This is a genomic window from Sediminispirochaeta bajacaliforniensis DSM 16054 (assembly GCF_000378205.1).
Taxonomy (GTDB): domain Bacteria; phylum Spirochaetota; class Spirochaetia; order DSM-16054; family Sediminispirochaetaceae; genus Sediminispirochaeta; species Sediminispirochaeta bajacaliforniensis.
Genome location: NZ_KB899413.1, coordinates 77,476 through 103,402 on the forward strand (window position 1 = coordinate 77,476; position 25,927 = coordinate 103,402).

General features: G+C 50.9%; 26 protein-coding genes. 6 read left to right on the forward strand and 20 right to left on the reverse strand.

Translation table 11 applies throughout. The features are described from left to right. Positions 1-76: 76 nt before the first annotated feature. The 5 genes from mmsA (at position 77) to F459_RS0109060 (ending at position 4,827) form a co-directional block, all read left to right on the forward strand. Positions 77-1,627 (forward strand): multiple monosaccharide ABC transporter ATP-binding protein, encoded by a 1,551-nt coding sequence (mmsA, locus tag F459_RS0109040; protein ID WP_026294972.1) that lies wholly within the window; start codon positions 77-79, stop codon positions 1,625-1,627. After that, a complete protein-coding gene (gene mmsB, locus F459_RS0109045; RefSeq protein ID WP_020612414.1) occupies positions 1,624-2,796 on the forward strand; it encodes a multiple monosaccharide ABC transporter permease in 1,173 nt (390 codons plus the stop codon). Before mmsA ends, mmsB begins: the two co-directional genes overlap by 4 nt. Before the next feature lie 126 nt (positions 2,797-2,922). Beyond that, positions 2,923-3,483, forward strand: coding sequence for a bifunctional adenosylcobinamide kinase/adenosylcobinamide-phosphate guanylyltransferase (locus tag F459_RS0109050; protein ID WP_020612415.1), 561 nt, complete (start codon positions 2,923-2,925; stop codon positions 3,481-3,483). Then, positions 3,483-4,223, forward strand: a complete 741-nt coding sequence (gene cobS, locus F459_RS0109055; RefSeq protein WP_020612416.1) for an adenosylcobinamide-GDP ribazoletransferase — start codon at positions 3,483-3,485, stop codon at positions 4,221-4,223. Before F459_RS0109050 ends, cobS begins: the two co-directional genes overlap by 1 nt. A gap of 1 nt (position 4,224) precedes the next feature. Then, complete coding sequence (locus F459_RS0109060) at positions 4,225-4,827, forward strand: histidine phosphatase family protein (RefSeq protein ID WP_020612417.1); 603 nt, start codon at positions 4,225-4,227, stop codon at positions 4,825-4,827. Here F459_RS0109060 and F459_RS0109065 read toward each other — a convergent pair. Genes F459_RS0109065 through F459_RS0109080 form a run of 4 tightly spaced genes read right to left on the reverse strand, consistent with a single transcriptional unit; the run spans position 4,824 to position 8,260 of the window. Then, positions 4,824-5,750 carry an MOSC domain-containing protein gene (locus F459_RS0109065; RefSeq protein ID WP_020612418.1) on the reverse strand — a complete coding sequence of 309 codons (927 nt, stop codon included), beginning with the start codon at positions 5,748-5,750 and terminating at the stop codon, positions 4,824-4,826. The genes F459_RS0109060 and F459_RS0109065 overlap by 4 nt on opposite strands. After that, positions 5,747-6,241: a cyclic pyranopterin monophosphate synthase MoaC gene (moaC, locus tag F459_RS0109070; RefSeq protein ID WP_020612419.1), complete on the reverse strand. Its 495-nt coding sequence runs from the start codon at positions 6,239-6,241 to the stop codon at positions 5,747-5,749. Before moaC ends, F459_RS0109065 begins: the two co-directional genes overlap by 4 nt. Before the next feature lie 2 nt (positions 6,242-6,243). Next, positions 6,244-7,047: a GTP 3',8-cyclase MoaA gene (locus tag F459_RS0109075; RefSeq protein ID WP_020612420.1), complete on the reverse strand. Its 804-nt coding sequence runs from the start codon at positions 7,045-7,047 to the stop codon at positions 6,244-6,246. Further along, on the reverse strand, positions 7,028-8,260 hold the full coding sequence (locus F459_RS0109080; protein ID WP_020612421.1) for a molybdopterin molybdotransferase MoeA: 1,233 nt from the start codon (positions 8,258-8,260) through the stop codon (positions 7,028-7,030). Before F459_RS0109080 ends, F459_RS0109075 begins: the two co-directional genes overlap by 20 nt. Positions 8,261-8,444: 184 nt before the next feature. On the opposite strand from F459_RS0109080, the gene F459_RS0109085 reads away from it, so the two are divergent. Continuing rightward, complete coding sequence (locus F459_RS0109085; protein ID WP_020612422.1) at positions 8,445-8,954, forward strand: FMN-binding protein; 510 nt, start codon at positions 8,445-8,447, stop codon at positions 8,952-8,954. A gap of 59 nt (positions 8,955-9,013) precedes the next feature. Here F459_RS0109085 and F459_RS0109090 read toward each other — a convergent pair whose 3' ends face one another. From F459_RS0109090 to leuC, 16 genes are all read right to left on the reverse strand, one after another. Beyond that, a complete protein-coding gene (locus tag F459_RS0109090) occupies positions 9,014-9,856 on the reverse strand; it encodes a carbohydrate ABC transporter permease (RefSeq protein ID WP_020612423.1) in 843 nt (280 codons plus the stop codon). A 1-nt stretch (position 9,857) separates the two neighbouring features. After that, positions 9,858-10,751, reverse strand: coding sequence for a carbohydrate ABC transporter permease (locus tag F459_RS0109095; RefSeq protein ID WP_020612424.1), 894 nt, complete (start codon positions 10,749-10,751; stop codon positions 9,858-9,860). A gap of 81 nt (positions 10,752-10,832) precedes the next feature. Continuing rightward, entirely contained in the window at positions 10,833-12,173 is a 1,341-nt protein-coding gene (locus F459_RS0109100) for an ABC transporter substrate-binding protein (protein ID WP_020612425.1), read from the reverse strand. Positions 12,174-12,175: 2 nt separating this feature from the next. Then, positions 12,176-13,225: a zinc-dependent alcohol dehydrogenase gene (locus F459_RS0109105; RefSeq protein ID WP_020612426.1), complete on the reverse strand. Its 1,050-nt coding sequence runs from the start codon at positions 13,223-13,225 to the stop codon at positions 12,176-12,178. A gap of 11 nt (positions 13,226-13,236) precedes the next feature. Then, positions 13,237-14,007: a class I fructose-bisphosphate aldolase gene (locus F459_RS0109110; protein WP_020612427.1), complete on the reverse strand. Its 771-nt coding sequence runs from the start codon at positions 14,005-14,007 to the stop codon at positions 13,237-13,239. Continuing rightward, positions 14,004-15,419: a xylulokinase gene (locus F459_RS0109115; RefSeq protein ID WP_020612428.1), complete on the reverse strand. Its 1,416-nt coding sequence runs from the start codon at positions 15,417-15,419 to the stop codon at positions 14,004-14,006. Before F459_RS0109115 ends, F459_RS0109110 begins: the two co-directional genes overlap by 4 nt. Positions 15,420-15,422: 3 nt before the next feature. Further along, positions 15,423-16,166: a GntR family transcriptional regulator gene (locus F459_RS0109120; protein WP_020612429.1), complete on the reverse strand. Its 744-nt coding sequence runs from the start codon at positions 16,164-16,166 to the stop codon at positions 15,423-15,425. Between the two features lie 114 nt (positions 16,167-16,280). Beyond that, on the reverse strand, positions 16,281-17,072 hold the full coding sequence (locus tag F459_RS0109125; protein WP_033301483.1) for a DUF2087 domain-containing protein: 792 nt from the start codon (positions 17,070-17,072) through the stop codon (positions 16,281-16,283). 40 nt (positions 17,073-17,112) lie between these two features. Next, positions 17,113-18,849, reverse strand: a complete 1,737-nt coding sequence (locus F459_RS0109130; RefSeq protein ID WP_020612431.1) for a DUF342 domain-containing protein — start codon at positions 18,847-18,849, stop codon at positions 17,113-17,115. Then, complete coding sequence (locus F459_RS0109135) at positions 18,836-19,762, reverse strand: response regulator (protein ID WP_020612432.1); 927 nt, start codon at positions 19,760-19,762, stop codon at positions 18,836-18,838. Before F459_RS0109135 ends, F459_RS0109130 begins: the two co-directional genes overlap by 14 nt. 2 nt (positions 19,763-19,764) lie before the next feature. Next, entirely contained in the window at positions 19,765-21,381 is a 1,617-nt protein-coding gene (locus F459_RS0109140; RefSeq protein ID WP_020612433.1) for a sensor histidine kinase, read from the reverse strand. After that, positions 21,378-21,725 (reverse strand): response regulator, encoded by a 348-nt coding sequence (locus F459_RS0109145; protein WP_020612434.1) that lies wholly within the window; start codon positions 21,723-21,725, stop codon positions 21,378-21,380. The genes F459_RS0109140 and F459_RS0109145 overlap by 4 nt, the downstream gene beginning before the upstream one ends. Before the next feature lie 4 nt (positions 21,726-21,729). After that, positions 21,730-22,881: a PAS domain-containing sensor histidine kinase gene (locus F459_RS0109150; protein ID WP_020612435.1), complete on the reverse strand. Its 1,152-nt coding sequence runs from the start codon at positions 22,879-22,881 to the stop codon at positions 21,730-21,732. A gap of 180 nt (positions 22,882-23,061) precedes the next feature. Further along, positions 23,062-24,123: a 3-isopropylmalate dehydrogenase gene (leuB, locus tag F459_RS0109155; protein WP_020612436.1), complete on the reverse strand. Its 1,062-nt coding sequence runs from the start codon at positions 24,121-24,123 to the stop codon at positions 23,062-23,064. After that, the gene (locus F459_RS0109160; RefSeq protein WP_020612437.1) at positions 24,120-24,638 is read right to left on the reverse strand and encodes a 3-isopropylmalate dehydratase small subunit; all 519 of its coding nucleotides are present in this window, start codon (positions 24,636-24,638) and stop codon (positions 24,120-24,122) included. Before F459_RS0109160 ends, leuB begins: the two co-directional genes overlap by 4 nt. Next, entirely contained in the window at positions 24,639-25,907 is a 1,269-nt protein-coding gene (gene leuC, locus F459_RS0109165; protein ID WP_020612438.1) for a 3-isopropylmalate dehydratase large subunit, read from the reverse strand. Between the last annotated feature and the right edge of the window lie 20 nt (positions 25,908-25,927).

Here is a 25,927-nt window from a genome sequence, read left to right on the forward strand (position 1 = left end):
CAAATTGGGATTCGGAGGCCGATTGGCCTACCGGGTCCCATACTATTCTTCGATTCCGGAAAGAAAGGCAAAACATATGGCTGAGACACATCTTGAGATGCGCAGAATCACGAAACGATTCCCTGGGTTACTTGCCCTCGACGAGGTAACGATGAAGGTCAATACCCAGGAGATACACGCGCTGGTGGGGGAAAACGGTGCGGGGAAATCCACCTTGATGAATATTCTAAGCGGAGTCTACCCCTACGGGAGCTACGAGGGAGAGATCATTCTCAATGGTAATGAATGCAGATTCAAGGATATTAGAGACAGTGAAAAGTTCGGCATCGTGATTATCCATCAGGAACTGGCGCTTATTCCCTATCTCTCTATCGCCGAAAATATCTTCCTCGGAAATGAACAGGCAAAAAACAGCATCATCGATTGGAACAAAACATCCTCCCGAGCCATGGAGTTGCTCAAGGTTGTGGGACTGAATGAGAATCCGGCTACTCTGGTCTCCGATATCGGCGTTGGGAAACAACAAATGGTGGAGATTGCCAAGGCTCTGGCAAAAGATGTGAGGCTGCTGATCCTCGACGAGCCCACTGCCGCCCTGAACGATGAAGAGAGTAATAAGCTGCTTGATCTTTTGCTTGAGCTGAAGCAAAAAGGCATCACCTCCATTCTTATTTCACACAAACTGAACGAAGTCGAACAAGTTGCCGATGCCATTACCGTTATCCGCGACGGGAAAGTGATCGACAACCTTGTAAAAGGAAAAGATACCATTGATGAAGACAGAATCATAAAAAGTATGGTGGGCAGAGACATCGTCGACCGCTTTCCCTCCCGAACCTCTCAGATAGGCGAGGTTGTCTTTGAGGTAAAAGAGTGGACCGTCTATCATCCCCAGCATAATGAGCGCAAGGTTATTAAAAATGCCAGCTTTAACGTCAGGAAGGGAGAGGTCGTAGGCTTTGCCGGGCTCATGGGCGCTGGACGTACAGAACTCGCAATGAGCCTTTTCGGGAAATCCTATGGACAAAAGCACCAGGGGAGCATCGTAAAAGCGGGAAACGAGGTGGTCCTCAATAGTGTCAGCGATGCAATCGACAACGGAATCGCCTATATGACCGAGGATCGCAAAGGCTACGGCCTCGTCCTGATCGACGATATCCGCCACAACATAACCCTTCCATCCCTGCAAAAGGTAAGTGAGAAGGGCGTTCTCAATTCAAATGAAGAAATTATCTCCGCAGAAAAATATCGCAAGAAAATCACCATCAAGTGTTCGGGAATCGATCAGATGGTGGATAGCCTCTCGGGAGGAAACCAACAAAAGGTCGTGCTGGGAAAATGGATTATGGCGGAACCGGAGGTCCTGATCCTCGACGAACCGACACGGGGAATCGATGTCGGTGCAAAATACGAAATCTATCAGATCATTAATCAGCTTGCGTTGGAAGGAAAGTCGATTATCATGATTTCATCGGAGATGCCGGAATTGCTGGGAATGTGCGACCGGATATATGTCGTTGCAGCCGGAGAGATTGCAGGGGAATTACAAAGGGAAGAGGCCAGCCAGGAAAGCATCATGAAAATAATCATGACTCATCAAAAACGAGCAAAGGAAATTACGGTATGAATAGTATCAAAACCTATTTTAGGAGCAATATCCGTCAATACGGTATGGTGATCGCGCTATTCCTGATCATGATCTTTTTTCAGATCGTTACCAGAGGGATCCTTTTCAAACCCGCAAATATCACAAACCTTATCTTGCAGAATAGTTACGTACTGATTCTTGCGGTCGGGATGCTGCTCTGTATTCTGACGGGAAACATCGATTTGTCCGTCGGTTCCGTCGTAGCCTTCGTGGGGGCCATTGCCGCGGTCATTATGGTGGACATGAAGATACCGGTGGCCCCGGCCATTCTCATCTCGCTCTTGGTCGGAGTCGCTGTAGGAGCCTTCCACGGCCTTTTTATCGCCTATTTCAGGGTCCCGCCCTTTATCGTCACCCTCGCCGGGATGCTTACCTTCAGGGGGCTTACCATGGTCATCCTTAAAGGACAGACAAAGGCGCCCTTCCAGAAATCTTTTCAGGCTATTGCTGCAGGGTATCTGCCGGGAAGAGAATGGACGATAGGACCTTTCAACGCCATCGCTCTCATTCTCGGGATACTTTTTTCCACGCTCTTTATCATCGCTATTCTAAGCGGCAGACGAAACAAGGTAAAATACGGCTTCGAAATTCTTCCCTTCGGATTTGAGGTTGTTCGGATTTTCATCGTTGTCGTCGCCATCAACTGGCTCACGCTGAGTCTTGCACTCTACAACGGGATTCCCATTATCATGGTTCTTCTCATCGGTCTGGTACTGTTGTACACCTTCATAACCCAAAAAACCATCTTCGGCCGCCACATCTACGCCCTCGGCGGTAATGAAAAGGCGGCAAAGCTTTCCGGGGTTAAGACAAAGCGTGTTATGTTTCTCGTCTATACCAATATGGGGCTGCTCTCGGCACTTGCCGGCATGGTGGTGGCGGGGCGCCTGAATGCCGCAACCCCCAAAGCGGGAAACATGTTCGAACTGGACGCCATTGCCTCCTGTTTTATTGGCGGGGCCTCTGCTTCAGGCGGCGTTGGTACCGTCGTAGGGGCAATTGTCGGCGCTCTGGTAATGGGTGTATTGAATAACGGCATGTCGATTATGGGCGTCAGTGTCGACTGGCAGCAGGCGATCAAGGGCCTCGTACTTCTTGGCGCCGTCTGTTTCGATGTCTACACAAAATCGAAATCCCAGGCAGCATAGCGGTATCGGGGACGAAAGGGTGCCAAGCATTCTCTCGTCCCACCCTACTCAGCAATTACTAATGACAATTTCTCCTCTAACAGATAGTATGTTCCCATCATACGCATAAGAATGGAGCCTTAAGGTATGGGACATCTGACGTTGGTACTCGGAGGAACAAAAAGCGGAAAAACCGGCTGGGCGCAAAAACGGGCCGCAGAACGAGAAAAGCAGACAGGAAAAACTATTCTCTATCTGGCCACGGCTCAAGGCTTGGATCCGGGGATGGAAGAGAGGATACGGCACCACCGAGCCTCCCGGCCCGACTCCTGGATAACCGTTGAAGAGCCCTACTTTGTCGCTGATGTGCTGGATGAAGCGGCACGGGACAAGGGCGCGGTCATCCTCGACTGCCTTACCCTTCTGGCCACCAATATCATACTCATGAAAGGTGAGGCTCCCGATCCGAAAGAGGCACAGGAGGCCGTATTGGCCGAGGTGGAAGCGATCATTTCCGCCTCACGCCGGATAGAGCCGGAGCTTATCATCGTATCGAATCACGTGGAAGAGGGCCTTGTCTCTCCAACCCCGCTGGGAGGGATGTTTCAGGATATTGCAGGTCTCAGTCATCAGCTTATTGCCCGCCATGCGGACGAGGTGGTTTATATGATTGCGGGAATAGCAAACACGCTAAAGGGGCAGAGGTAATGAAATTACTCTACGCCCTGAGATTTTTGACGATCATACCGATTCCCTATCGTGAGGATGAAAATCTTGAGGCAGTTGCAGCTTCGGCCCTCTATTATCCCCTGGTCGGAACCCTTATCGGAGCACTCCTTTTTGCCATATCAAAGGGGGCTTCACTGCTTTGGTCGCAGGAAACCGCCTCCGTTCTTGTCCTCCTCATCTGGACGCTTGTGACCGGCGGGCTCCACCTTGATGGTTTGTCGGACCTTGTCGACGGAATCGGAGGAGGGAAAACCAAAGAAGAGAAGCTTGCGATTATGAAGGACAGCAGGGTCGGAGCCTTCGGTGCCATAACGCTCATGCTTTTCCTTCTGACCAAGTGGCGTATGGCCGCGGAGAGTATGGAAGCTGGCCTGGCCACGGTCCTTTTAGCGGCTCCGACGGCGGGACGTTGGGCAACATTGCTTGCCATTCGCCTCTTCCCCGCCGCCCGTCGTGAGGGTATGGGGCAGTTCTTCAAACGCTACGGTAAGTTTCGGGAAGTTGTAATCGGAGGAGTTTTTGCCATCCTTGTCGCGCTGCTGGTCTCCGGTCCCGCAGGACTCATAGCCGTCATGCTTGCGGTGGCATTGACAATGCTTGCTGCAGCGTGGGTCTCCTCCCAACTCGGGGGGCTTACCGGGGATGTCTACGGCGCGGTAATCGAATTCTGCGAACTTTGCGTACTCATACTCATCGTCCCCATCTCGAAATTTTTCTGACATGAAAACGATCATCCTGCTTCGTCACGCCGAATGCGAGGGAGTCGGTTATATCGGGCGGGGGAGCAATCCGCCCCTCTCTCAGGAAGGAAGAGAACGGGCCGGGGAGCTTATCGCCCCCCTGCTTACCTTTGCCCCAAAACAAATTTTCTCGAGTCCCCTGCTTCGTTGTCGTCAAACCATCGATCCCTTTTGGACCGCGAAGAAGGGAGAAGGTGGCTGTGCCATGGTAAGCTGGGACAAACGGCTCGAAGAGTTGGATTTCGGTCGCTGGGAAGGATGCCGATCAAAAACTGTCAAAGCACATGATCCGGATCTCTTTGACAGGTGGCTTACCGATCCAAGCTTCCCCGCGCCCGGAGGAGAAAGTCTCGCCATGCTTCAGGAACGGGTTGAAGCGTTTTGGAGACAGGAAATAGCAGGGGCGGAAGCCGAGAGAATTCTCATTCTCACCCACGGCGGCCCCATACGATGTCTTCTATCCCTGTTGGTCGGAAGGGGAACAGATGGTCACTGGCTCTTCTCCGTCGATCGGGGAAATTTCTGTACAATAAAAATTTTCGACGATGGAAATTACCTCATTGATGGGGTAAATCTTCATTAATGGCCAATGCCGTGGATCATGATAACCATGTGGTCGATCATGCCCAGCAATTCCCGCATATATTCTTCCACCGCCCGAACGCTGCCCGGAAGGGCAAAGATACTTGAGCTTCCCGATATGGCGCAGAGGCTTCTGGAAAAAAGGGCGTTTGGCTTTTCCGCCCCATATTTGAGACGAATATGGTCCATAACACCGGGCAGGATCTTGTCGGCGACGGCCATAACCGCCTCAGGTGTCACATCGCGGGGCCCGATACCTGTACCGCCGGTAGTAAAAATCAGATTATCTCCCGCTTCCACGGCACTCCGAAGAGCAGCCTCAATGGCAGCCTGATCATCGGGAAGAAGCTGGTAAATAGTTTTCAGATGGTAACGCTTCGTCGAAAAGCCTGCTTTTACCAATTCGGTGATTCTCGGGCCTGAGATATCCTCGTAGACACCGGCATGCGCCCTATCGCTGATGGTTATGACCCGAACGGTAAAGGGCCGGGGCAGATATTCCATCTCGGCCCCCTGTTGTATGGTGCCTTGCTTTATGACCCTGGCAAAGAGCCCTTCCTTGGGCATGACACACTTTCCCACCTCACGATAGATGGCGCAGTCGTCGCCGTGGCAGCTCTTTCCAATCTGTGTAATCTCCAGCTCAACATCGCCGATCCGAAATCGGTCCAGAACGGCGACATCGTTCAGATCTATCCCGTCGACGGTAATATTTTCACCGAATTCTCCCGGACCGATCTTTCTTGTCATGCGTTCTTCGAAACGTCTGATACTCGGGTTCCCGAGCAGACTAATCTGGCGATGCCAATCACCGGCATGGGCATCGCCACGAAAGCCGTGGTCATAGACTTCAATGTGAGGAACCGGATGCTTTGCCGTTCCCTTCTCCTCCGATATATTGATCGATTCAACTGTGATCTTCATTCGATTACTTCCTTCCGTTTTTCAACAAGGTGAATTCCTTCCATAACCATACCTTTATCCACGGCCTTGCACATATCGTATACCGTAAGCAGGGCCACATGCACGGCGGTCAGGGCCTCCATCTCGACCCCGGTCTTTCCGGTACACCGGGCCTCGCCCTCTACCATTACCCCGTCATCGGTGAGTTTGGTACGGACATCGACCTTGGTGAGGGGTAAGGGGTGGCAAAGAGGGATCAAATGATGGGTATGTTTTGCAGCCTGAATTCCCGCAATCTGGGCCACCGTCAAAACGTCCCCCTTTTTTACCTTATTCTCCCGTATAAGTGCCACCGTAGAGGGGGCCAGTCTAATACGCCCCGCCGCTATGGCGACTCGTCTGACAGGAACCTTGTCTCCCACATCAATCATGGACGCCCTACCCGTCTCATCGACATGGGTTAATCTTCCCTCCGCCTTTCTGATTTCACCGGAAGGGTCATATTCGCTCATAGCTATCCTCCGAGGCCATAGAAGGTATTTCCGCTGCCGGGAACACCACATTTCGGTTTACCGCGTACGGCGGCAAGGATTGCCTCCCGTGCGCCTAATGTCCTTACATCAAATCCTATATCATTGAAGAGGCAGGGGTAAATAACCCCGCGACTTGAAAGCCTGAGACGGCTACAGTGTGCACAATCCCCTCCCTCGCCCCCTTCGACAACGGTAAATTCACCGGCATGAAGATCCATCTGGTGAATAAAACGTACCTCAAATCCCTGTTCTTCGCCAAAACGGGCGACATCCCCGGCAGCCAGGGGGCCGGCATTAAAGGGAACCACGGCATTGAGCTTAATCGGCGAAAGCCCAGCAGCCTTTGCGGCGGCGAGCCCTTCAAGGACATCTTCTATCCGTCCACCCCTGGTTATCTCCGCATAACGGACCGGATCCATGGTATCCAGGCTGACATTCACCCGCATCAAGCCCGCGGCTTTCAGATCAGCGGCAAAGGCTGAGAGCAATATGCCGTTGGTGGTCATTGCAAGATCACGAAGGCCTTCGAAGGAGGCAATCATCGCCACCAGATCGACAATTCCTTTTCGAACCAGCGGTTCTCCGCCGGTCAACCTTATTTTGTCTATTCCCAGGGAAATGGCGACCTTCACGATATCACGAATTTCCTCAAGGGAGAGAATTTGATCATGAGGGATAAGGGGAACGCCCTCTTCCGGCATACAGTAGAGGCAACGTAGATTACAACGATCGGTAACCGATATACGAAGGTAGTGTATGTGACGTTTATATAGGTCTAACAACAACCATTTTTCCTTTCTTCATCTCTGATATTCCCCGATCAATTCTCATGAATCCATCGGCGGCAGGTAACGCCTGGAAATGGCCTGAGCCATGGTAGGCAATGGGCCTTGCGTAGCCATCGTCCCCGATGGCTACGGGAAACCACTCCTCACGCTCGGCATCACGGCGGAGAAACGCTTCCGCCAAGGGACAGAGGAGCATACGAGGCTGAAAGTGTGCCCCCATAAGGCGGTAGAGATAGGGTTTGACAAGCAGTTCCGTTATCACAAAACTGGAAACGGGATTTCCCGGAAGGCCAAAAAGATCGGCACGTTCTGAGACGGCAAAGGTCGACGGACGTCCGGGCTTCACTGCTATTCTGTCATAAAGGATGGTAAACCCGTTTTCGGTAATGGCATCGGGTGCAAAATCATAATCCCCCATGGAGACACCGCCGCTCATCAGTATGAGATCATTTTCCATAGCGGCATGCTTAAGCACGGAAGAAAGCTGCCCGACATCATCGGGAACGATACCGTAGTAGCGGGGGCGTATTCCCAAGTCTCCTAATTGAGCCATTGCCTGGTTCGCATTTGCGTTTCTAACCTGAAAAAGGTCAGGGTTTTCTTCAGGTTCTATCACTTCATTCCCGCTCGCAAGAAGACCGACCCTTGGAAGACGTTTCACCAAGGCCCTTGCATACCCGACCGAAGCAAGGAGAGCGATATGCTTGGACGAAAGGACGGTCCCGGCGCTAAGAACCAGCGAACCAGCCTTTACATCCTCACCCCGGGGACTAAAGTTGGAAGAACCGCCAATAATACGGTCATCCTCCAGAGTAACAAAGGTGGTGCCACCGTCGGTATGCTCTGCAGAGTACTCGACCATTGCAACCATGTCGGCCCCATCCGGCAATACAGTCCCCGTCATCACCTTGACACATGTTTCCGGTTCGACTTTCAGCCGATCACGACTGCCGGCTGCGCTGTCGCCGATAAGTCGCAACGTACCCGGAAGATCACACCTCCGGCAGGCATATCCATCCATAGCAACCCTATCAAAGGGGGGAAGCTCGCGGTCGGTACATATATCCATGGCAAGCACCCTGCCCCGGCATAGTCCCGGCTCCACCTCTTCAGTGGAAGCATATCTACCGGCAAGCTCAGCTGCCCTTGCAATGGTCAAATCATAAACTTCATTAAAATCCCGAAGTTGCTTATCATTCTTCTCTCTCACAGCGTATGAACTCCACGATGCATATTTTAGCGTCAGCCATTGTATCATGAAAGGATACAATGGAAAAGATAGAAGGTGGACTGCGAGTGGAGAATAAGAAGCAAATAGATATTTTTTCTTGACTAATTTGGTCAGAATGCATAAAATTTTATTACCAGGTATTTTCTATAATAAGGAGTGTGTTATGAAGCGAAAGATTCTTCTCATTTCATCCATTATGTTGTTGGCCCTTTCCGTCGGCCTATTTGCCCAACAGTCGACCAGGTCCGATGCCGATTTCGTAAAACAGGCAATGACCAGTTTTCAGCTTGATGCCGTTCGTCCCGCGTACATTGAAGCAGACAGAATGGAAGCAAACTATCGTTTTTATCCTGCCGTAAAAGGTGGTAAGGTTATCGGTTACCTCTGGTGGGCACGGGATTTTCGTATTGCAAACCACTTTGAGGACATCATTCTGTTGGTGAAAGCGGATGGGCAGAAGGCAAAGCTTGCCGATTTCTGGATTTCACACAACGATCATCATATGAACATGTCGGAACAGGCAACCAAAGATCAGTTTGCCGGTATGACCTACGACTCATCGATCGATACCGTTTCAGGCTCGACCCTCTCTTCCATGCAGGTGACCACAGCCGCGAAAACAACCCTTTTTGTTTTTGAAAAATACGTTATTGAAAAGGACCTGCTGAAGTAAACACGGCAAAACAATGAATGCAGCCGGTGCAGTATACCCTGCACCGGCCTTTTTTTATATTACTTCACCCCGCCGAAGGTAAGTCCGCTCACATAGTAACGCTGGAGGAAAAGAGATAAGGTTACCACAGGAATAATTGCAACCACTCCCATGGCGGCCATGTAGGTCCAGCCCTGCTGCAGCACTCCATAGGTACTGAGCATTCCAAGGGGAAGCGTTGCGGTATCCGGACTTGTCAGGGTAAGGGCAAAGAGGAAATCGTTCCAGGAAAAGATAAAGGCGAAGAGGGCCGAGGTAACAAGGCCCGGCTTGCTGAGGGGCACAGCGACAAGAAGAAAGGCCTGGATGGGTGTACACCCGTCGATACGCGCAGCCTCCTCAAGATCCTCCGGAATCGACTCGAAAATACCGCTCATAAGCCAAAAGGTAAAGGCAGCATTATAGACCGTATCAATAAGAACAACGGCAAACCTCGTTCCCAAGACCCCTATCGATTGCATGATGACCCGAAAGGGTAGAACGATGACAATGGTAGGTAAAGCTCTGGTAAGCAAAATTACTATAAGCAACAACCTCTTTCCGGTAAAGTTGACCCGTGAAAAGGCATAGCCTGCGGGAACACCAATGATAAGGGAAAGGACCATGGTCCCTAACGAAATGATGAGGCTGTTCAGCGTCCAGGTAAGCACCGGCATCTGGGTAAAGATATAAGAAAAATTCTTCCATGTAGGCTTCGAAAAGAGCTGAGGAGGAAGCTTAAACATGGCAATACGCTGAGCAAGACTGGTTGTAAGAATCCAGACCACCGGCAGCATAAAAAAGATTACCAAACAAATAACGACCAGAGTGCGCAGGGTCCAGAGCGTATATTTGGTTCCGTTCGTATATCCGGCTACCGCCATGTCAAGCCTCCTTTCCCTTGTATAAGGACTGAACGAAGAATACTCCGGCTATGACGCCGAAAACCAAAAGGACATTGGAAAGAGCGGCAGCATAGCCAATCTTCAGATGCTGCATACCAACCTCGTAAATCCGCAGGTTTGCGACGGTCGTTGTCGTCCCCGGACCGCCACCGGTTATTGCCCAAATAATGTCGAAAATCTTTAGGGCATCAAGGGTACGTATCAAGAGCGCGACCACCAACGTGGGGCGTAACAGGGGAAGGGTTATCCGAAAAAAGATTTGCAAGCGGGAAGCGCCGTCCAGCATGGCGGCCTCATAGGGGTCCTTCGGAAGGCTCTTAAGGCCGGCAAGGATAACAATAACCATCAAGGGTGTCCATTCCCACACATCAACCAAGATTACCGAAAAAAGGGCGGATGATCGCTCTACGGTCAAACCGCGCCCGATATCCAAACCAATCTTCCGAAGATAGTAGGTATACATGCCTAAATCGGGGTGATACAAGGCCTTCCACACCAAACCGGCGACGAGGGGAGTAAAAACGGTGGGAATAAGAATGATGGTCCTGATACCTTGCATCAACGGATGCTCATTGTTCAAGAGAAGTGCTATGATCATTCCCAGGACCAATTCGGCAACCACTGCCGCAACAACGAATACCATGGTGGTTATAAGCGAGCCCATGTATTGGGAATCATTCAGCATGGCACGGTAGTTACCAAAACCAACGAACTGCGCCTGACTACCCAACCGATAATCAAAAAAACTGATATAGATATCGTAGATTACCGGGTATAGAAAGAAAAAAAGAAGATAGACGGTGATTGGAACCAGAAACCACATGAGCGACCGGTTCTTCTTCGTCTTAATAAATCCTGTTGTATCTGTTTCCATTCTCGTCTCCTGCTGTTATCAAGCCGGAGGAGCAGATATCCACTCCCCCGGGAAACATATCAGTTCTTAATGGAGAGCAGGCTATTTCAACGCCTTGATCTCTTTTGCAGCCTCGGAGAGAGCCTGCTCCGGAGTCAACTCGTGGGTAATGGCCTGGTTGATCCGCAGGGCAAGAATCGACTGGATCTCATTCGAGTTGGGGTCTCTGGGGCGATAATCGCCGTTCCCATTTTCAAAAACCGTGAGGATCTCACCGAGCCAGGGCATCTGTTTTTCCAGATCAGGATCGGTAAGGGTAGAGCGACGGATTGGAGCTCCGTCATGAAGCATCCACTCTTTCTGTGCTTCCTTCCCGGTAATAAACTTAATGAAGGCCCAAGAAGCCTCTTTTTGTGCATCGGAGATATCGGCATTTATACCGACGCCCCAACCACCAAAACCGTATTCGGCAGCAGTGCCTTCGACACGAGGAGAGGGGGTCATTCCGGTTTTTCCGGCAACAAGACTAATCTCTTCGTTCTCATATCCTGCTCGTGCAATACTCCAGGAGGACTGCATAACGGCCTGGCCGGTACGATATGCGGTTTCCCGGTCGTCCCACCAGTATCCAATGGCTCCAGGTGGTGCCCATTTATCGAAAATATTGACAAAGAACTTCAAAGAAGCAAGGGAGGCAGGACTGTCGACTACAACATTTCCATTTGCATCGAAAATCGCCGCTCCGAAACTGCGCATATACTCCATCCAATCCTGGGCCACGGCAGAACCTCTGGCACCGTTTGCAACCAAGCCGTAGAGGTTTTCATCGGGCCGGGTAAAAAACTCGGCAGCATCGCCAAGCTGCTTGATTGTCGTCGGGGGAGCCAGCTCATAGCCATACTTAGCCTTGAAAGCCGACTTCTCTTTCGGGTCGCTAAAAAGGTCTTTTCGATAGATCAGACTGTTGGCATAACCTGCCATGGGAAAGGCAACCTGCTTGCCGTTCCAGGAGCCGAGGGTCCAGGTAACCGGCATAATGTCGTCATAGTCGATTTCCGCCTTGTCCCGATTGATCATCGGCGTCAGATCCTCTGTCCAGCCGTTTTTGGCAAATTCTCCGGACCACATAATATCAACAGTCAAAAGATCATACTGTTTCGTATCGGTGGTGAAATCCTGGGTAATCTTCTGATAAAGTTCGGTATACCCGAGGATATCGACATTGACCTTTGCTCCGGTCTTCTGCCCGAATTCCTGCGCCAAAACCTTCGTGTAATCGGCGAACTGGTCCGCCATAACGGCAAAGCGCAGTTCCACCCCCGCGTAGGGAAGATCGCTTCCACCACCGGCTGGTGCTGCTGCTTCCTGCTTTCCACCGGCAAAAAGCATGGTCGAACATAGCAGCATTCCGGCTGCCATTCCCATAAGTCGTTTCATATTCATCGCTACCTCCTTATATGACTATCGATCCGAATGCCTACCCTGTAGGTATCCGGCCGAAGCGATGCCGTAAAAGCCTCCTGCGCCTTTTCCATCGGAAAAATTTCCGAGATAAAGGGTTTAGGATCGATCAACTTTGCGGAAAGTAATCGTGTCGCCCGAAAAAAATCCACCGTCGAAGGACTGTATGAGCCAGTTATCACGTACTCCTTGTAATGAACAGCATTCGGATCGGTGGGGATGGGCTCATTGGGATGGAATGAACCGTACAGTACCAAGGTTCCCATTTTCCGCAGCATCGATACCGCGGAAGCAGCCACAGAACTTTTCGTCACTGTACTAAATACGGCTTCGACCCCTTCGCCATCGGTAAGCCGCAGGACCTGTTCGACAGGATCGGAAGCCAAAGGATCCACACCGAGATGAGCGCCAAGACTGAGAGCAAGCTCTCTTCTCGTTTTATCGGGTTCGACCACAATAACGCGGGCACCACGCAAGCGGGCGAGCAGTGCGTGAAGCTGCCCCATAATTCCCGCTCCGATAACGGCAACGGTGTCTCCCAAATTAAGCTCCACCCGTCCCATGCTGTGGACACAGCAGGCAAGAGGTTCGGCAAAAGCGGCACAAACGGGATCAAGATCAGCGGCAACGGGAAAAATCTTGGAAACATCGAGGGTGATGTATTCAGCCAGTCCCCCGCTTCCCGCCATCCCGCCGTAACTCCGCTTCTTTGCTGTTCCTGTGCATTGGTTCGTATGCCCCTGATAACAGTATGAGCAGTGCCCACAATGATCGAGGGTCTTAAATACGACCTTATCGCCGACCTTAAACGAGGTGACGGTTCCTTCGGGGATCTCCTCAATTGTTCCTGATGCCTCGTGGCCGGGGACGAAGGGCAGCGTCGTGCTCGAATCTCCGCCGAACATGCGTTGCTCCCAGGTACACAAAAGGCAGGTGTCGATCTTTATCAGGACCTCGCCGGCCATTGCCTCAGGGCGGGGCACCTCACGAATTTCGGCACGTTCCTTACCCGTTATTGCTACAACCTTCATCATCCCAATGCCTCCTATAGATTAGAGCCGACTTCTCCGGCGCTCTTTCCCTCGTGAACCAATTCGACCAAGGCCTGGGTAACGGCACCGGGATCCGGATGTTTCCAGACGTTTCTGCCGATTGCAACGCCGGAAGCACCGGCTTCCATCGCCTGCTCGATTATCAGAAAGAGCCCTGCAAGATTCGAGGATTTTTCTCCTCCGAGAATAACAACGGGTCGGAAACAGCCGTCGACCACGCTCTTAAACTCTTTGGGCGTACCGGTATAGACGGTTTTGATGATATCGGCCCCGCATTCCGCCCCTATTCTTGCAGCAAGGCGGATATTTTCCACGCTGTTGGGAGGTTCCGGAGCAAAACCACCGGGCAACATCTCGGCCATCAGAGGCATCCCCCATTTTCGTGCCTCCACCGCATAACGAGACAGTTGGGTCAAGGTGGCTACTTCGTTTTCAGCGCCGGGAAACCCCATACATGCACAGCCGTCGCTTCCTATCCTTACCGCATCCTCCGGAGAGAATACCTGGTTACCGGCAGGATTTTTCGATAATGCACTGTTCCCGCCGTCAAGCCGAAGAATCAGACCTGTTCCGGAAATTTCTTCTTCATATCGTGTTGCTATCCCGTAACTGGTCAGGATGGCGTCCGCCCCTCCCGCAACGATCTTCTGCAGGACATCTCCCGTCTTGTTCAAATTAGGCAATACCGACAAACCTGTCCCGTGGTCCATTGCCACAATAACTGTCCGGCCGTCGCCGCGAAAAATTTTGTTCATGCGTCTCATTTTCTTCTCCTTTCCTCTGCCAGCAATTTCATTTCATCCTTCACGATTTCATACAACCGGCGATAAGAACCGGCAAGTCTCCCATACTGTTCGTTCACGGCCGGATCCGGTTCAATGATACGTTCGATCTTTGCAAATCGCTTTGTAAGCTCACAAAGCGATCCCTGTCCGGAACCGAAGGCCGCCAGAATCGCGGCGCCCAGGGGCGATGCGTCCTTTTCTTTCATGACCGCAAAAGGCGCCCCGGTAATCCCCGCCTTCATACCGAGCCAGGGGAGATTCCCTGCCCCCCCTCCGACGGCTCTGACAATGCTACCTTCAATCTCCGGGGTGATGAGGGAGAGACATTGCCCCACCGCACAGGCAGTTCCCTGAAGTACGGCATGCATCACAGCCCCTGCATCATGACTGCTGCGAAGACCGATAAAAAGGGCAGAAGCATCTTCATCCCAGATCGGACTCCGCTCCCCTATGAGATAGGGAAGAAAGATAAGCGGGATCGGTCCGGAAACATGGTAGCCCTGTTTCCAGCGATCGACAGATAAACCGAGCAGCTGCTCCGCCCAGCGAATGCTTCCCCCTGTAAAGGAGATGGTTTCGATACGATAGCTTTTGTCGGGGATCACATGCGCCAAGGGCTCCTCACCCTCGGCCCGGCAGATACTCAGGCAGGTGGAGGTCCCTGAGCCGTCAACCAACATCCCCTCTTCTACTGCTCCCGCTCCCAAAGCTTCGCACCAGGCATCTATCCCTCCGCCGAAAATCGGTATTCCGTCCTCAAGCCCGCAGGCCTTACTGAAGGCGGTACCGGTACGCCCCACCTCTTCCCAGGAATCAAGAACCTCCGGAAAAAAGCGTTCGTCGATGCCGAATAAGGGCTGACGCCAGGTAGATGCATCGGCATCGTAAAAGCCAAGGGTCGTTGCCGTCGAACGGTCGGTAAAGATTCGGCCGCACAAAAGATAAAGGGCGAAATCCTTCGGATAAAGGGCCCTCTCGCCGTGCCACACAGAACCGAGGCGGCGCCAGGCGGATAAAACCTTGGCCTCCCAACATTCGCCGGTTTTCGAAAAGCCGGGGATGGCAGCCGCAATCTCTCCCGCTTCCACCGAAGCGGAGGCATCCTGCCAGGTCAGGAAACTCGGCTCGGCCTCTCCCCGATCATTGAGCACCACTAAACTGGGACCATGTCCCGAAGCCGAAAGGGCTTTGATCGCCTCTCCCGAAGAACGGGCGAAATTCGTCGCTTCTCCGAGTAAGCGACTCAAGGCGTCCATCAACGCCCTGCTTTCCTGACAGCCTACACTTCCGTGTAATCCCTCGTAGCCTGCCGAAAAAGTTTTCACACTTCCCGCTTCGGAAAGTAGTGTGCACTTTACGCTGCCGGTACCGATATCAAAACCCAAAAACATGCGCTACCTCTTGAGCCGCACAATATATTTATAACGATCGGCGCGGTACACTCCCTCGGCATATTCGATCGGAAGGTTACCCTCGGCAAAGGTCGTATGTCGAATAATTAGAGTCGAATCGCCCTCCTGAAGATGGAGAAGAGCAGCCTCCTCACCCTGGGCACAACTTGCCTCGATACTCTTTTCAGCACCGATAATCTTCAACTTGTGGTCCTTTTCGAAAATTTCATAGATGGATCTGGTAAAGTCCTCGTCCTCACCAATACCGAGCTCGGCCCTGATATAGCTTTCAAAAACGGCAACGGGCTCGTCATCGATAAGACGAAGTCGTTTGATATAAATCAGTGTATCGGAAACGGGAATCTTCAGATGCGCCCCGATTCTTTCCGAAGCGCTAATCCGCTCGGCACGGAGGACACGGGTTTCAATCCTGCCGGGGTCTGTTCCCAAATCCCTCATCTTTTCGGTAAAGCTTTTGAGACGGGAAAAATCCTCGACGATTCGGGGTAAGGCAACCATGGTACCATGGCCCTGCTTTTTTACCAAAAGATCCTCGAAAACCAGGCCGTTAATGGCATTTCTGACCGTAATTCTACTGACACCGAACCGTTCCTGTAGTTCCTTTTCACTTGGAATAAGGTCTCCCGGTTTGTACTCCCCGGCTCCAATTTGTTTGCGAAGAATCTCCTGCAACTGGAAATAGAGGGGGACAGGGCTGGAAGGATCAAGTCCGCTGTTTTGTTTCACAGACACCTCACAAATAATATATCGTTATTTTGTTATAACGATATAACCTTTACAAAAATAATATACCGACCTTTCTCTCTTGTCAAGGAAAGATAGCCATCAATCCGGGAGCGCTTAGCGCCCCCGGTGATATTCACCCCCTCCCTCTTTTCGTTCCAACAGGCCGTAATCGATGAGATAACGCCGTATGGTGACATACTCATCGGTGATGGATCCGAGAATATCATTCACCTCGACTTCAGAATAATGCTTCCCCGCTTCAAATCGGCGAACGATCCGATCGAGAATAAGGAGTTTTTCTTTTTGTTTTTTTGGCCATTTTTTCAAGCATACCACATGTCCGTCGGCGGCACGATCAAGACATTTCCGCATGATTGTTTCTGCCTCCCGGCGAGTTACCACGGTACGGTCGTCATGGACCGACAAGCCGGCGGCAAAGGAGTACAGCCCATCTTGGTCATTACCCTCTTTTTCTCTTTTTTCCAAGAGGTTGAGGATAGCCAACTGAATTAAGGCCTCCCTTCTCCTGCGACGGAATTGGAAACGATGATTTCGAACGGTCGATGTCGCCTTTCCGCCGCTCATCGCAGCAATTTCCTGATCGCTTTTCCCTTCATACATAAGAGAAAGCATGTCACACTGTAGTTGAGAAAAACCGTGAAGCTCTTTTCCGGCCTTAAGAAGAGCGGCGAAGACCCCTCCATGACGTTCCTGCAGATGATAACGCATGGAAGCCTCGGCATCCAGCAAAAGATCATCCTGGGGATATACACGTCCCTTTTCACGGACCATGCTGCAGAAAAGACAACAACAGAGCTCTCCCCCTGGTGAAGACTCGATCCGGTAACCGCGGGAAAGATCTTCCTGAATGGTCTTTGATAGATAAATATCGTTATTGTTTAACATAAAAAAGACAATACGATATGTTGTTTAATTAATCAAGTACCTATATTTCGACAATAGCCCCATCTGCAAAAGAAAGAGTCACACCACTGGTTGCTTTTTTATAGAGTCGTAAGTCATCCATCATCTGGACCGATACACGCGGAACAAGCTGCCCATGTATCGTGATTTTCAAAAGTTCGGGATTGTGCTGATAGACCGCTTTCTTCCGTCGATCCAGCTCAAGAAAAAGCTCCTCTCGTTTGGCGGTATGCATCTTTAATTCAACAAGTTTTCCTTTCAATTTTGCACGTTGATCCGGTCGCATATTTATAATTCGGTCCTTTGCCTTTGACAGATCCAGATCAAGTCCGATATGACTCATGAGCTTATTGATATGAAGCTCAAGAGCCGCTATTGCCTCCTCGATATTTCGAAGGGATTGTTCCGCATAGCTGTTGTAACCGGCAATGAGAGAGGTATCCTGGACCAAAGAACCGACACTGTGAAGGCGAAGTTCCAGCATTGCCGCGCAACTACCGCCGCTCACGGCCTGGTGCCGTTCCTTTATTCCCTTACCAAAGACGGAAAGAACTCCTCCTGCAAAAAGATGTGCATTGAGTGCATACTTGTTGATCAGCAGATTACCTTCACAATAGACACGGGCATCCTGTACAAAGCCGAAAGCGGCATCCCCTCCCGCCTGGATCTTGGTATCGGAACCAATGACACCACCTTGAACAGAAAGATTACCTTCGCTTCGAAGCTCCACACCGTTTTCCACCAGGCCGGTAATGAAGACCGATCCTTTGGAAAAAACGGAAAAACCGCTTAGTACCGATCCCTTGATGAGTACATCTTTTTCATAGACGACGTTGCCAGTTTTCAGATCGACATTGCCTTCGACGACCATAAGCTCGGTAACAGACACACTGTGATCGGAAAGATGAACCACGCCACCGATGGCCGCAAAAAAACAGGTCACGCCATCTTTTGATTCGGCCCGGATATTTTCTTCTCCGCTAAAGGGACGATCCTTACCGGGATCAACCTCGATACGCTTGCCGTCGACGGTAACGCCTGTTCGTCCAGCCGTCGCCTCTTCTTTTTCAACCAGAAGCTGATCGGTAGAGGCGACAATATAGTGATGGAAATCCCGATAATCGACCTGATCGAGCAGAGAATCCACGGGCGTCTCTTCCTTAACCAGAACACGAATCCTGGCATCTCTGCCGGGAATCGGCTCAAGGCCTCTGATTAATGGGGTCTCAACCTCAGGCATAGAGGGAAGCTGCGCAGCCTCTTCTGGAGAGAGAATGGTAATATTCGGATCAAGGTTGCTGCGGCGGCGTGTTTCACAGAAGGTTGAAAGGTGGAGGGAGAGGCCCTCACTGCCGTCGCACAGTGGCAGTTTTCGAAAACTGAGAAGATAGGGAGAGAGTCGAAGAATCGGAGAAATAACGGTAAGGCCCTCATTCCACACAAGATAGCCGGAGAGCTTTGCCTGGTACAAAAACCATTTTCCATCCCGTGAAAACTCGATACTTTGGCGGTCAAAGGGGAGTTGCCGAGAAAGGGAAAGCCCCTCTGCAGAAGCAACATCGGCCATAAGACGGCAGACAGGATCACCTTCGGCAAGAAAAACGGTTTTGGGAAGCTGGTCGAACGCTTCTCCTCCGCCCTCCGGTGCCATTGCAGTATAAAGCCGCATAAGAGATTCCCTAAGTTGAAGAAGATCTTTCAGGCTGTGAATATCTTCAAATCCCGTCACTTCAAGCAGCGTGTCATCAGGTAGCGGCATCGGCTTCCTCGATCATCATATCGATGGAACTGATAATTTCGGACGAGGATCCGACAAGTTCCTGCTGAGAAAGATAGAGCCGTATCCCCGAGAGTACATTTGCCATCCGGTGAAGCAGGGCCGGAACATCGCCTCGGCCCGCTCCGGTAAGAGACAGGATACCAAGAAGCCGATCGCGTCTAAGAAGGGGGATATAAAGATCGGCACCGGATACTACGGCCTTCAGGCTCTTTTTCAGCTGATCAAGAATTTTCTCCCCGATTTCCACGGGGGGCACCCCCTTCTGTGAGGTAAAACTGTTTCCACTCACTAAGGAGTAGGCTAAAACAGGAACATTCCCTGCAAGTTTAGAAATAATGAGAGCCCCCTGTTCCAGGATATCCTGCTCCCCAGTGCCCTTGAGAATGGAATTAAGAAGCAGATTGCTGGCCTTAATCTCCCAGGTGCGTGCCTGAACGATCTTCTCTAAATTTTCATTCAACTCTTTCAGAGCTTCATTTTTCTCTTTCAGCTCCTGCAACATCTCTTTTTCCCGAATGCGCCGTTCGTACATCTCGCATGCATTCATCAAGGTGATCATGAGGTCGGCCTCTCTCCATGGTTTGGTAATATAGCTATGGATATGGCCGCCGTTCACGGCGCTCATAATGTCGTCGATATCCGAATAACCGGAGAGGATAATCTTCACACTCAAAGGATCAATCTCGTTTGCGGCACGGACAAGCTCGACCCCGTTCATCTCCGGCATCCGCATATCCGAAACAATCACGCTCAAGCGCTCTTTTTTTATGATCTCGAGCCCTTCTTTGGCGCTGGATGCAAAAAAACAGGTGTAGCCGGTCTTTCTCATCAGCCGGCCGAGCGCTTTCAGAATATTTTCTTCATCATCGACAAAAAGAATCGTGTGATCCATTTTTACTCCTCAATCGATTCCAAATTTCTGGGAATGGAAACGAGAAAACAGGCACCGTTTTCCGAAGGTTTCACCTCCAGCTTTCCCTTATGCTTATTCACAATAATATCATGGGCCAGGGTCAGCCCAAGTCCGCTACCGCCGCCTATCGGTTTGGTCGTAAAAAAGGGATCGAATATTTTTCGCACATGTTCTTCACTGATTCCGGGGCCATTGTCACAGATGCGGAAGTAGCTGTACTTGTTGTCCTGACTTGTTTCAATAGTGATCAAGCCCCGTTCGGCCCTCCCCTTCTTTTGCTGGATAGCCTCTACTGCATTGATCAGAAGATTCAACAGGACCTGGTTTATCTCGGCAGCAATACAGAGAAACTGCTGAACCTTACCGTAGTGTTCTTCAATATCAATCGAATACTTATACTCGTTTTTTGAAATGATAAGGGTGTCTTTTACTGCAGCGTTAAGATCATAGTAGCTCAGCCGGTCGGTTTGATCCTTACGGGCAAAGCTTTTAAGACTTCCGAGAAGTTTCTTGATGCGATCGATACCCTCATGATTTTCCTGTTCAATGGAAGTGATATCGTCGAAAACGAAATCAAGGTCAAGCCGCTTATCAAGCGACTGGATCTCGGAGATCTTAAGAGCGGGCTCACCTTCCTGTCCGTAGAGTTCCCTCACGGTGGTAACGAAACTCTTCAGATCCTTAAAATGATTCATCAACACGGTAACATTATTGAAGATAAAACCGAGGGGATTGTTAATCTCATGGGCCATACCGGCAGCAAGAAGCCCCAAAGCCGCCATCTTTTCCTGGGAAAGCATCGAGGCATAGGCCCTGTTCAGCTCCTCATTTAATTCGCTCAACTCCATGTTCATCTGAAGCTGGCCGGTAAAAGCCTCGGTTTGGAGTGTCGTATCCTTGATATGGAAATAGTACATCTGGGGTTCATCGTCACCGTACGAGAGGGCGAAAATCGAAGCAAGTCCGGAAATATGTCCGCCCCCCTTTTGGTTTAAAAGCAACTCGAATTCGGTAATGGAGTTCCCCGTGGCCAGCTCACCTGCAATATACTTCATCGCCTCTTCCGAAAGGATAAAAACGGTATCGATATCTTCATTCAGGGCTTCATCCTTGGAAGCGTATCCGAGCTTAAGGTAGCCTGCGCTATTGATGTCGGCAATGTGCCATGTACTGTCCACGCAGATAACAAGATCGGGGTTGCTGTTGTAATAGCCTTCAAACTGTGTATACATCTGCAAGAGCTGGAGGATGCTTGATTTATCAAAGGGCAGGGCTATAAAGGTGATGGAATTTTCCAGATGGCCTAATCTCTCAAAACAGAGGTAGGAGACCTTTCTTTTTCCGAAAAAAAAGGGCTTTATAGAAACACTTTCGTTGGTCAGCTGAGAGAACATGGTTTGTGGATATGAAGCCGGGAAGGTTTTGGGGAAGACATCGCTCAGGCGAACGGGATCGGAAAGCCCGGAAAGATCGATGATGCGTCTAAGTTGATCATTCGTATTGGAAAGAACCCCCTCATGATCGTATTCTCCCTTTAAAACCTCAAAGGGACTATTCGGGATAGAGGAAAGTTTATTGAAAACGCTAAACAGTCTCATGCTTCATACTTCTCCAAAATATCGATGATATCCTCAACATCGCAAGGCTTCTCAAGAAAAAAGTCGATACCAAGTTCATCGGGAAAGCTTGCACCGACCTCTCCGCTTAAAATAATCGTTACGAGGCCGGGAACGCGTTCCTTCAGCAACCTGATCAAGTCCATGCCGGAAAGTCCCGGCATCATGGCATCCGTAATCAAAACATCAGGGAGAATATCGGAGGCGAGGACCTCGTTTCCGTTATTGAAAAAGGAGAAATCAAACTGTTTTCGATAATACTGAAGCAAGCGACGAAAACTATTCAGTATACTTGTATCATCGTCAACCAAAAACACCTTCAGCATGCTCTCATCCTTTCGGAACCTCGATGGTGAATGTGGTACCCTCTCCGGAAAGAGAATCCACATGGATCGAACCCCTATGCTTACCGGTTATGGCCGTATAAACAAGAGCAAGGCCCTGCCCCGTGCCCTTGCCCGGAGGCTTTGTGGTAAAAAAAGGCTCAAATATCCTACTTTTCACCTCTTCGGTCATCCCCATACCGTTGTCGCTGATATGAATTACCACCCTGCTGCCAGCCTCTTCAAGTTCTATCTCAATAATCCCCTTGGAAAGAGCGTCATCGCCGAATCGTTCTTCTATGGCATGGGTAGCGTTTATAATCATATTGACCATGGCCTGAGAAAAGAGCGAAGGGAAGCCCTGAACCATGATAGGCTTTTCCGAAAAACGGGTATGAAGTCGGGCTATATGTTTCCACTGATTCTCGGAAATCGTCACTGCATCCTCAAGGGCCTGTGTGGGAGAAAAGGGCACCGGCTTATCATAGCCCGGATGTGCATAATTACGGAGAGATCGAATGATGCTGGTGATACGATCGATTCCTTCTATGGATTGGTGAAGGACCTCCGGAAAATCCTCCAGGGTCGAAAGAATCTCCCTCTTTCCCTCGCTTCCCGGCGTGTTAAACCAAGAACGTAGCTCATCACTACAGGCATTCAGATATTGCAGATTGTTCTTTATAAATTGGACAGGGGTATTGATTTCGTGGATAATCCCCGCAGCCATCTCTCCTATGGCACGGAATTTCTGACTTTCTTCATTTTGTCGCTTTATCTCCCTGGTTTCGGTAATGTCCTTTCCATCGATAAGAAAACCGGCATGAGTACCGCTTTGGAGATAGATCGGAACAACATTCAACCCGATATATCGTCCGATATCATTCTCCTGTCTGATGTAAAGGTCGGGGAGAAATACCTGCCATCGTTTTTCCACCGCTTCTTTGACGGCCTCCATGACCGGTTTTATAAATTGAGGAATGGCTATAGCGCTTAGTTTTCGTCCCCGGACAGAGGACTCTTTTATATTAAAAAACTGTTCCGCTTTCTCGTTCCAAAATTTAATGTGAACATCGGCATCGGCAATAATGATAATGGTATCGGTGGATTTGAGAAGATTTTGAAAAAATGTGAGGATCTCTTCAGAACTCTCGATTTCCATGTGTCGCTCCCTGCTCAAAGGTGTCTTTCAAACAATCCAGACCCTTTCTCTCACAATTTTATATGTCGAAAGCAGAAAACGCAAATAAAGAAAAAATATATTGGTATTAATGCACCAATACATACAAAAATAGCGGCGATCCCAGAAGGGCCCGCCGCTATACGTGATAAAAAAGTTACCTCAGGAGAGTCGTTCGATCACCGCGTCAGCCATCTGGCGGGTTCCGACAGATGGGCCGCCACCGGCTACGTCGCCGGTGCGAACGCCGTCGTTTAAGGCAGCCTCAATGGCAGCTTCAACGGCACGTGCGGCATCCACCCGGTCGAAGGAATATTCGAACATCATGGCTCCAGAAAGGATCTGGGCAATCGGATTTGCAATGCCCTTTCCCGCAATGTCGGGTGCAGATCCCCCGGACGGTTCAAAAAGATTCACGCTTTCACCAATGCTTGCCGAAGGAAGCATTCCCAGGCTGCCTGCAAGGGCCGCCGATTCGTCGGAGAGGATGTCACCGAAAAGATTCCCCGTTACGACAACATCGAAGCCTCCTGGATTAAGGATAAGCTGCATGGCAGCATTGTCAACATACATATGGTTCAGCGCAACGGAAGGGTAATCGGCTCCCATTTTTGCCACCACAGTACGCCAGAGGATGCTGGCGGAAAGTACATTTGCCTTGTCCACACTGGTCAATGTTCCCCTGCGCCGAGCTGCCGCCTCGAAGGCCACCTTTGCAATTCGGCTCACCGTCTCTGCCTCATACAGCATCGTATCGAGGCCATGGCTCTCATCAAGCTCTTTCGGCTCTCCAAAGTAGATTCCCGAAGAAAGCTCTCTGACCGTTAACAGATCGACACCCGATCCCGAAGGAATCCGAACCGGACACTGATCAAAAAGCGCGGGATAGAGGCGAACCGGCCGCAGGTTTGCATAGAGCTTGAGGGCCTTGCGAATGGCAAGCAAGCCACCCAACTCCGGCCGCTGTTTCGGCGGCAAGTTGTCCCATTTCGGTCCGCCGACAGAACCGAGGAGAACGGCATCCGCAGAGCGGCAGAGGTCGAGGGTTTCATCAGGAAGGGGAGATCCCTTAGCATCGATGGCGGCCCCACCGATAAGCGCCTGGTCGAATTCCATCGCTATGTCATACTTCTTTCCGGCCGCCTTGAGGACCCGAAGGCTCTCGGTCATGACCTCCGGACCGATACCGTCTCCGGGAAGGACTGCAACACGAAAGGTCTTCATGCTCCCTCCTTCATCAATTCGGCCTTGGCATAGGAAAGCCACCCCCCGTAATCGATCACCTTTTTCAAAAACTCAGGGTAGGGATTGAACGTAAACTCTTTATTCTTCGTAAGGTTACGCACAAGACCCCGATCAAAATCGATCTCGACCTCGTCGCCCTCGCCGAATTGGTCGGCTTCGGGAAGCTCAATGATGGGAAGACCGATATTGAAGCTGTTGCGCAGGAATATCCGAGCAAAGCTCTTGGCGATGACGCAGCCGATACCCGAGGCCTTGATCGATATGGGGGCATGTTCGCGGCTGGAGCCGCAGCCGAAGTTTTCACCGGCAATCATAATCGATCCGGAAAGATCGTCCCTGCGACCGAAGCCGCTTCTGGCATCCTCCATGCAGTAGAGAGCCAACTCTGCCGGGTCGCTGGTGGAAAGGTAGCGTGCGGGGATGATCTCGTCGGTATTCACGTTATCCCCAAAGACAAAGCAGCTGCCCTTGCGTTTCATAGTGGTATTACTCATTTACGCCCCCTCACGGATGTCGGTGATGTAGCCGGTAATCGCCGAATGCGCGGCGACCGCCGGTCCTGCAAGATAGACCTTACTTTTTAGATGCCCCATTCTTCCGACGAAGTTTCGGTTTGTGGTACTCAAGGCAACCTCATCCTCGGCAAGGATCCCCATGTGGCCGCCAAGGCAGGGACCGCAGGTTGGTGTGGAGAAGGCACATTCGGCATCTACAAAAATCGAGGCGAGGCCCTCCTCCACAGCCTGGCGATAGATCTTCTGGCTTCCCGGGAAGATGATACACCTCACGGATGGCGCAACCTTTTTTCCTTTCAGGATTTCGGCAGCTACCCTGAGGTCTTCGATCCTTCCGTTGGTACAGCTTCCGATGACGACCTGATCGATTTTCACCTTCTCCTTCTCTGCCTCTGCCGCACTCTTACCGTTGGAGGGAAGGAAGGGGTATGCAACCATGGGAGGAACATCGGAGAGATCGATATCAATGCTGCGTTCCCAGGCGACATCCTCGTCGGCCGCAAAGGGCTCAACCTTGATACCTCGCTCCGCTTCGTAGGCAATGGTGATGTCATCTACGGGAAAAAGTCCAGCCTTACCGCCGGCCTCAATAGCCATATTGCTGACGGTAAAACGGCTGTCCATGGAAACATTGGCGACTCCCGGACCGGTGAATTCCATTGCCCGATAGTTGGCCCCATCTACTCCGAGGATGTGAATCAGATAAAGTACCAGATCCTTTCCAGCCACACCCTTTCGAAATTTTCCTGTAAGCCGGACTTGTATGGCTGAAGGGACCTTGAACCACGCCTTGCCGGTGAGATACACACCGGCAAGGTCCGTAGAGCCGACACCGGTAGCAAAGGCACCAAGGGCCCCGTAGGTGCAGGTATGGCTGTCCGCGCCGACAACCAAATCACCGGACTTTACGATCCCCATCTCCGGCAGGATCACATGCTCTATTCCCATACGTCCCACTTCGAAGAAGTGTTTCACGCCCTGCTCATTGGCAAAATCCCTCACCAGCTTCACCTGCTGGGCGGACTTGATATCCTTGTTCGGCGCAAAATGGTCGGGAACAAGGACCACACGGTCGGGGTAACGAAGGTTTTTCCCTCCCGCCTTCCGAAACTCGTTAATGGCCACCGGGGCGGTAATATCGTTTCCCAGGGCGACATCAACATCGAGCATCAGGTACTCTCCCGGGCTGACCCTTCGGTCCGCCTTTCGGGAGAAAATTTTCTCACTCATACTCTGGCCTGTTGCCACATCAATCTCCTTTACTCAAG

Coding starts and splice junctions, on each gene's coding strand:
- F459_RS0109150 (WP_020612435.1), bottom strand. CDS start 22,881: ATGGAAATCGAGAGTTCTGAAGAGATCCTCACATTTTTTCAAAATCTT.
- F459_RS0109105 (WP_020612426.1), bottom strand. CDS start 13,225: ATGATGAAGGTTGTAGCAATAACGGGTAAGGAACGTGCCGAAATTCGT.
- mmsA (WP_026294972.1), top strand. CDS start 77: ATGGCTGAGACACATCTTGAGATGCGCAGAATCACGAAACGATTCCCT.
- F459_RS0109130 (WP_020612431.1), bottom strand. CDS start 18,849: ATGCCGCTACCTGATGACACGCTGCTTGAAGTGACGGGATTTGAAGAT.
- moaC (WP_020612419.1), bottom strand. CDS start 6,241: ATGAGCGAATATGACCCTTCCGGTGAAATCAGAAAGGCGGAGGGAAGA.
- F459_RS0109060 (WP_020612417.1), top strand. CDS start 4,225: ATGAAAACGATCATCCTGCTTCGTCACGCCGAATGCGAGGGAGTCGGT.
- F459_RS0109135 (WP_020612432.1), bottom strand. CDS start 19,762: ATGGATCACACGATTCTTTTTGTCGATGATGAAGAAAATATTCTGAAA.
- F459_RS0109095 (WP_020612424.1), bottom strand. CDS start 10,751: ATGGAAACAGATACAACAGGATTTATTAAGACGAAGAAGAACCGGTCG.
- mmsB (WP_020612414.1), top strand. CDS start 1,624: ATGAATAGTATCAAAACCTATTTTAGGAGCAATATCCGTCAATACGGT.
- F459_RS0109145 (WP_020612434.1), bottom strand. CDS start 21,725: ATGCTGAAGGTGTTTTTGGTTGACGATGATACAAGTATACTGAATAGT.
- F459_RS0109065 (WP_020612418.1), bottom strand. CDS start 5,750: ATGAAGATCACAGTTGAATCGATCAATATATCGGAGGAGAAGGGAACG.
- F459_RS0109050 (WP_020612415.1), top strand. CDS start 2,923: ATGGGACATCTGACGTTGGTACTCGGAGGAACAAAAAGCGGAAAAACC.
- F459_RS0109115 (WP_020612428.1), bottom strand. CDS start 15,419: ATGTTTTTGGGTTTTGATATCGGTACCGGCAGCGTAAAGTGCACACTA.
- F459_RS0109090 (WP_020612423.1), bottom strand. CDS start 9,856: ATGGCGGTAGCCGGATATACGAACGGAACCAAATATACGCTCTGGACC.
- F459_RS0109110 (WP_020612427.1), bottom strand. CDS start 14,007: ATGAGACGCATGAACAAAATTTTTCGCGGCGACGGCCGGACAGTTATT.
- F459_RS0109100 (WP_020612425.1), bottom strand. CDS start 12,173: ATGAATATGAAACGACTTATGGGAATGGCAGCCGGAATGCTGCTATGT.
- leuB (WP_020612436.1), bottom strand. CDS start 24,123: ATGAAGACCTTTCGTGTTGCAGTCCTTCCCGGAGACGGTATCGGTCCG.
- F459_RS0109160 (WP_020612437.1), bottom strand. CDS start 24,638: ATGAGTAATACCACTATGAAACGCAAGGGCAGCTGCTTTGTCTTTGGG.
- F459_RS0109140 (WP_020612433.1), bottom strand. CDS start 21,381: ATGAGACTGTTTAGCGTTTTCAATAAACTTTCCTCTATCCCGAATAGT.
- F459_RS0109085 (WP_020612422.1), top strand. CDS start 8,445: ATGAAGCGAAAGATTCTTCTCATTTCATCCATTATGTTGTTGGCCCTT.
- F459_RS0109125 (WP_033301483.1), bottom strand. CDS start 17,072: ATGTTAAACAATAACGATATTTATCTATCAAAGACCATTCAGGAAGAT.
- cobS (WP_020612416.1), top strand. CDS start 3,483: ATGAAATTACTCTACGCCCTGAGATTTTTGACGATCATACCGATTCCC.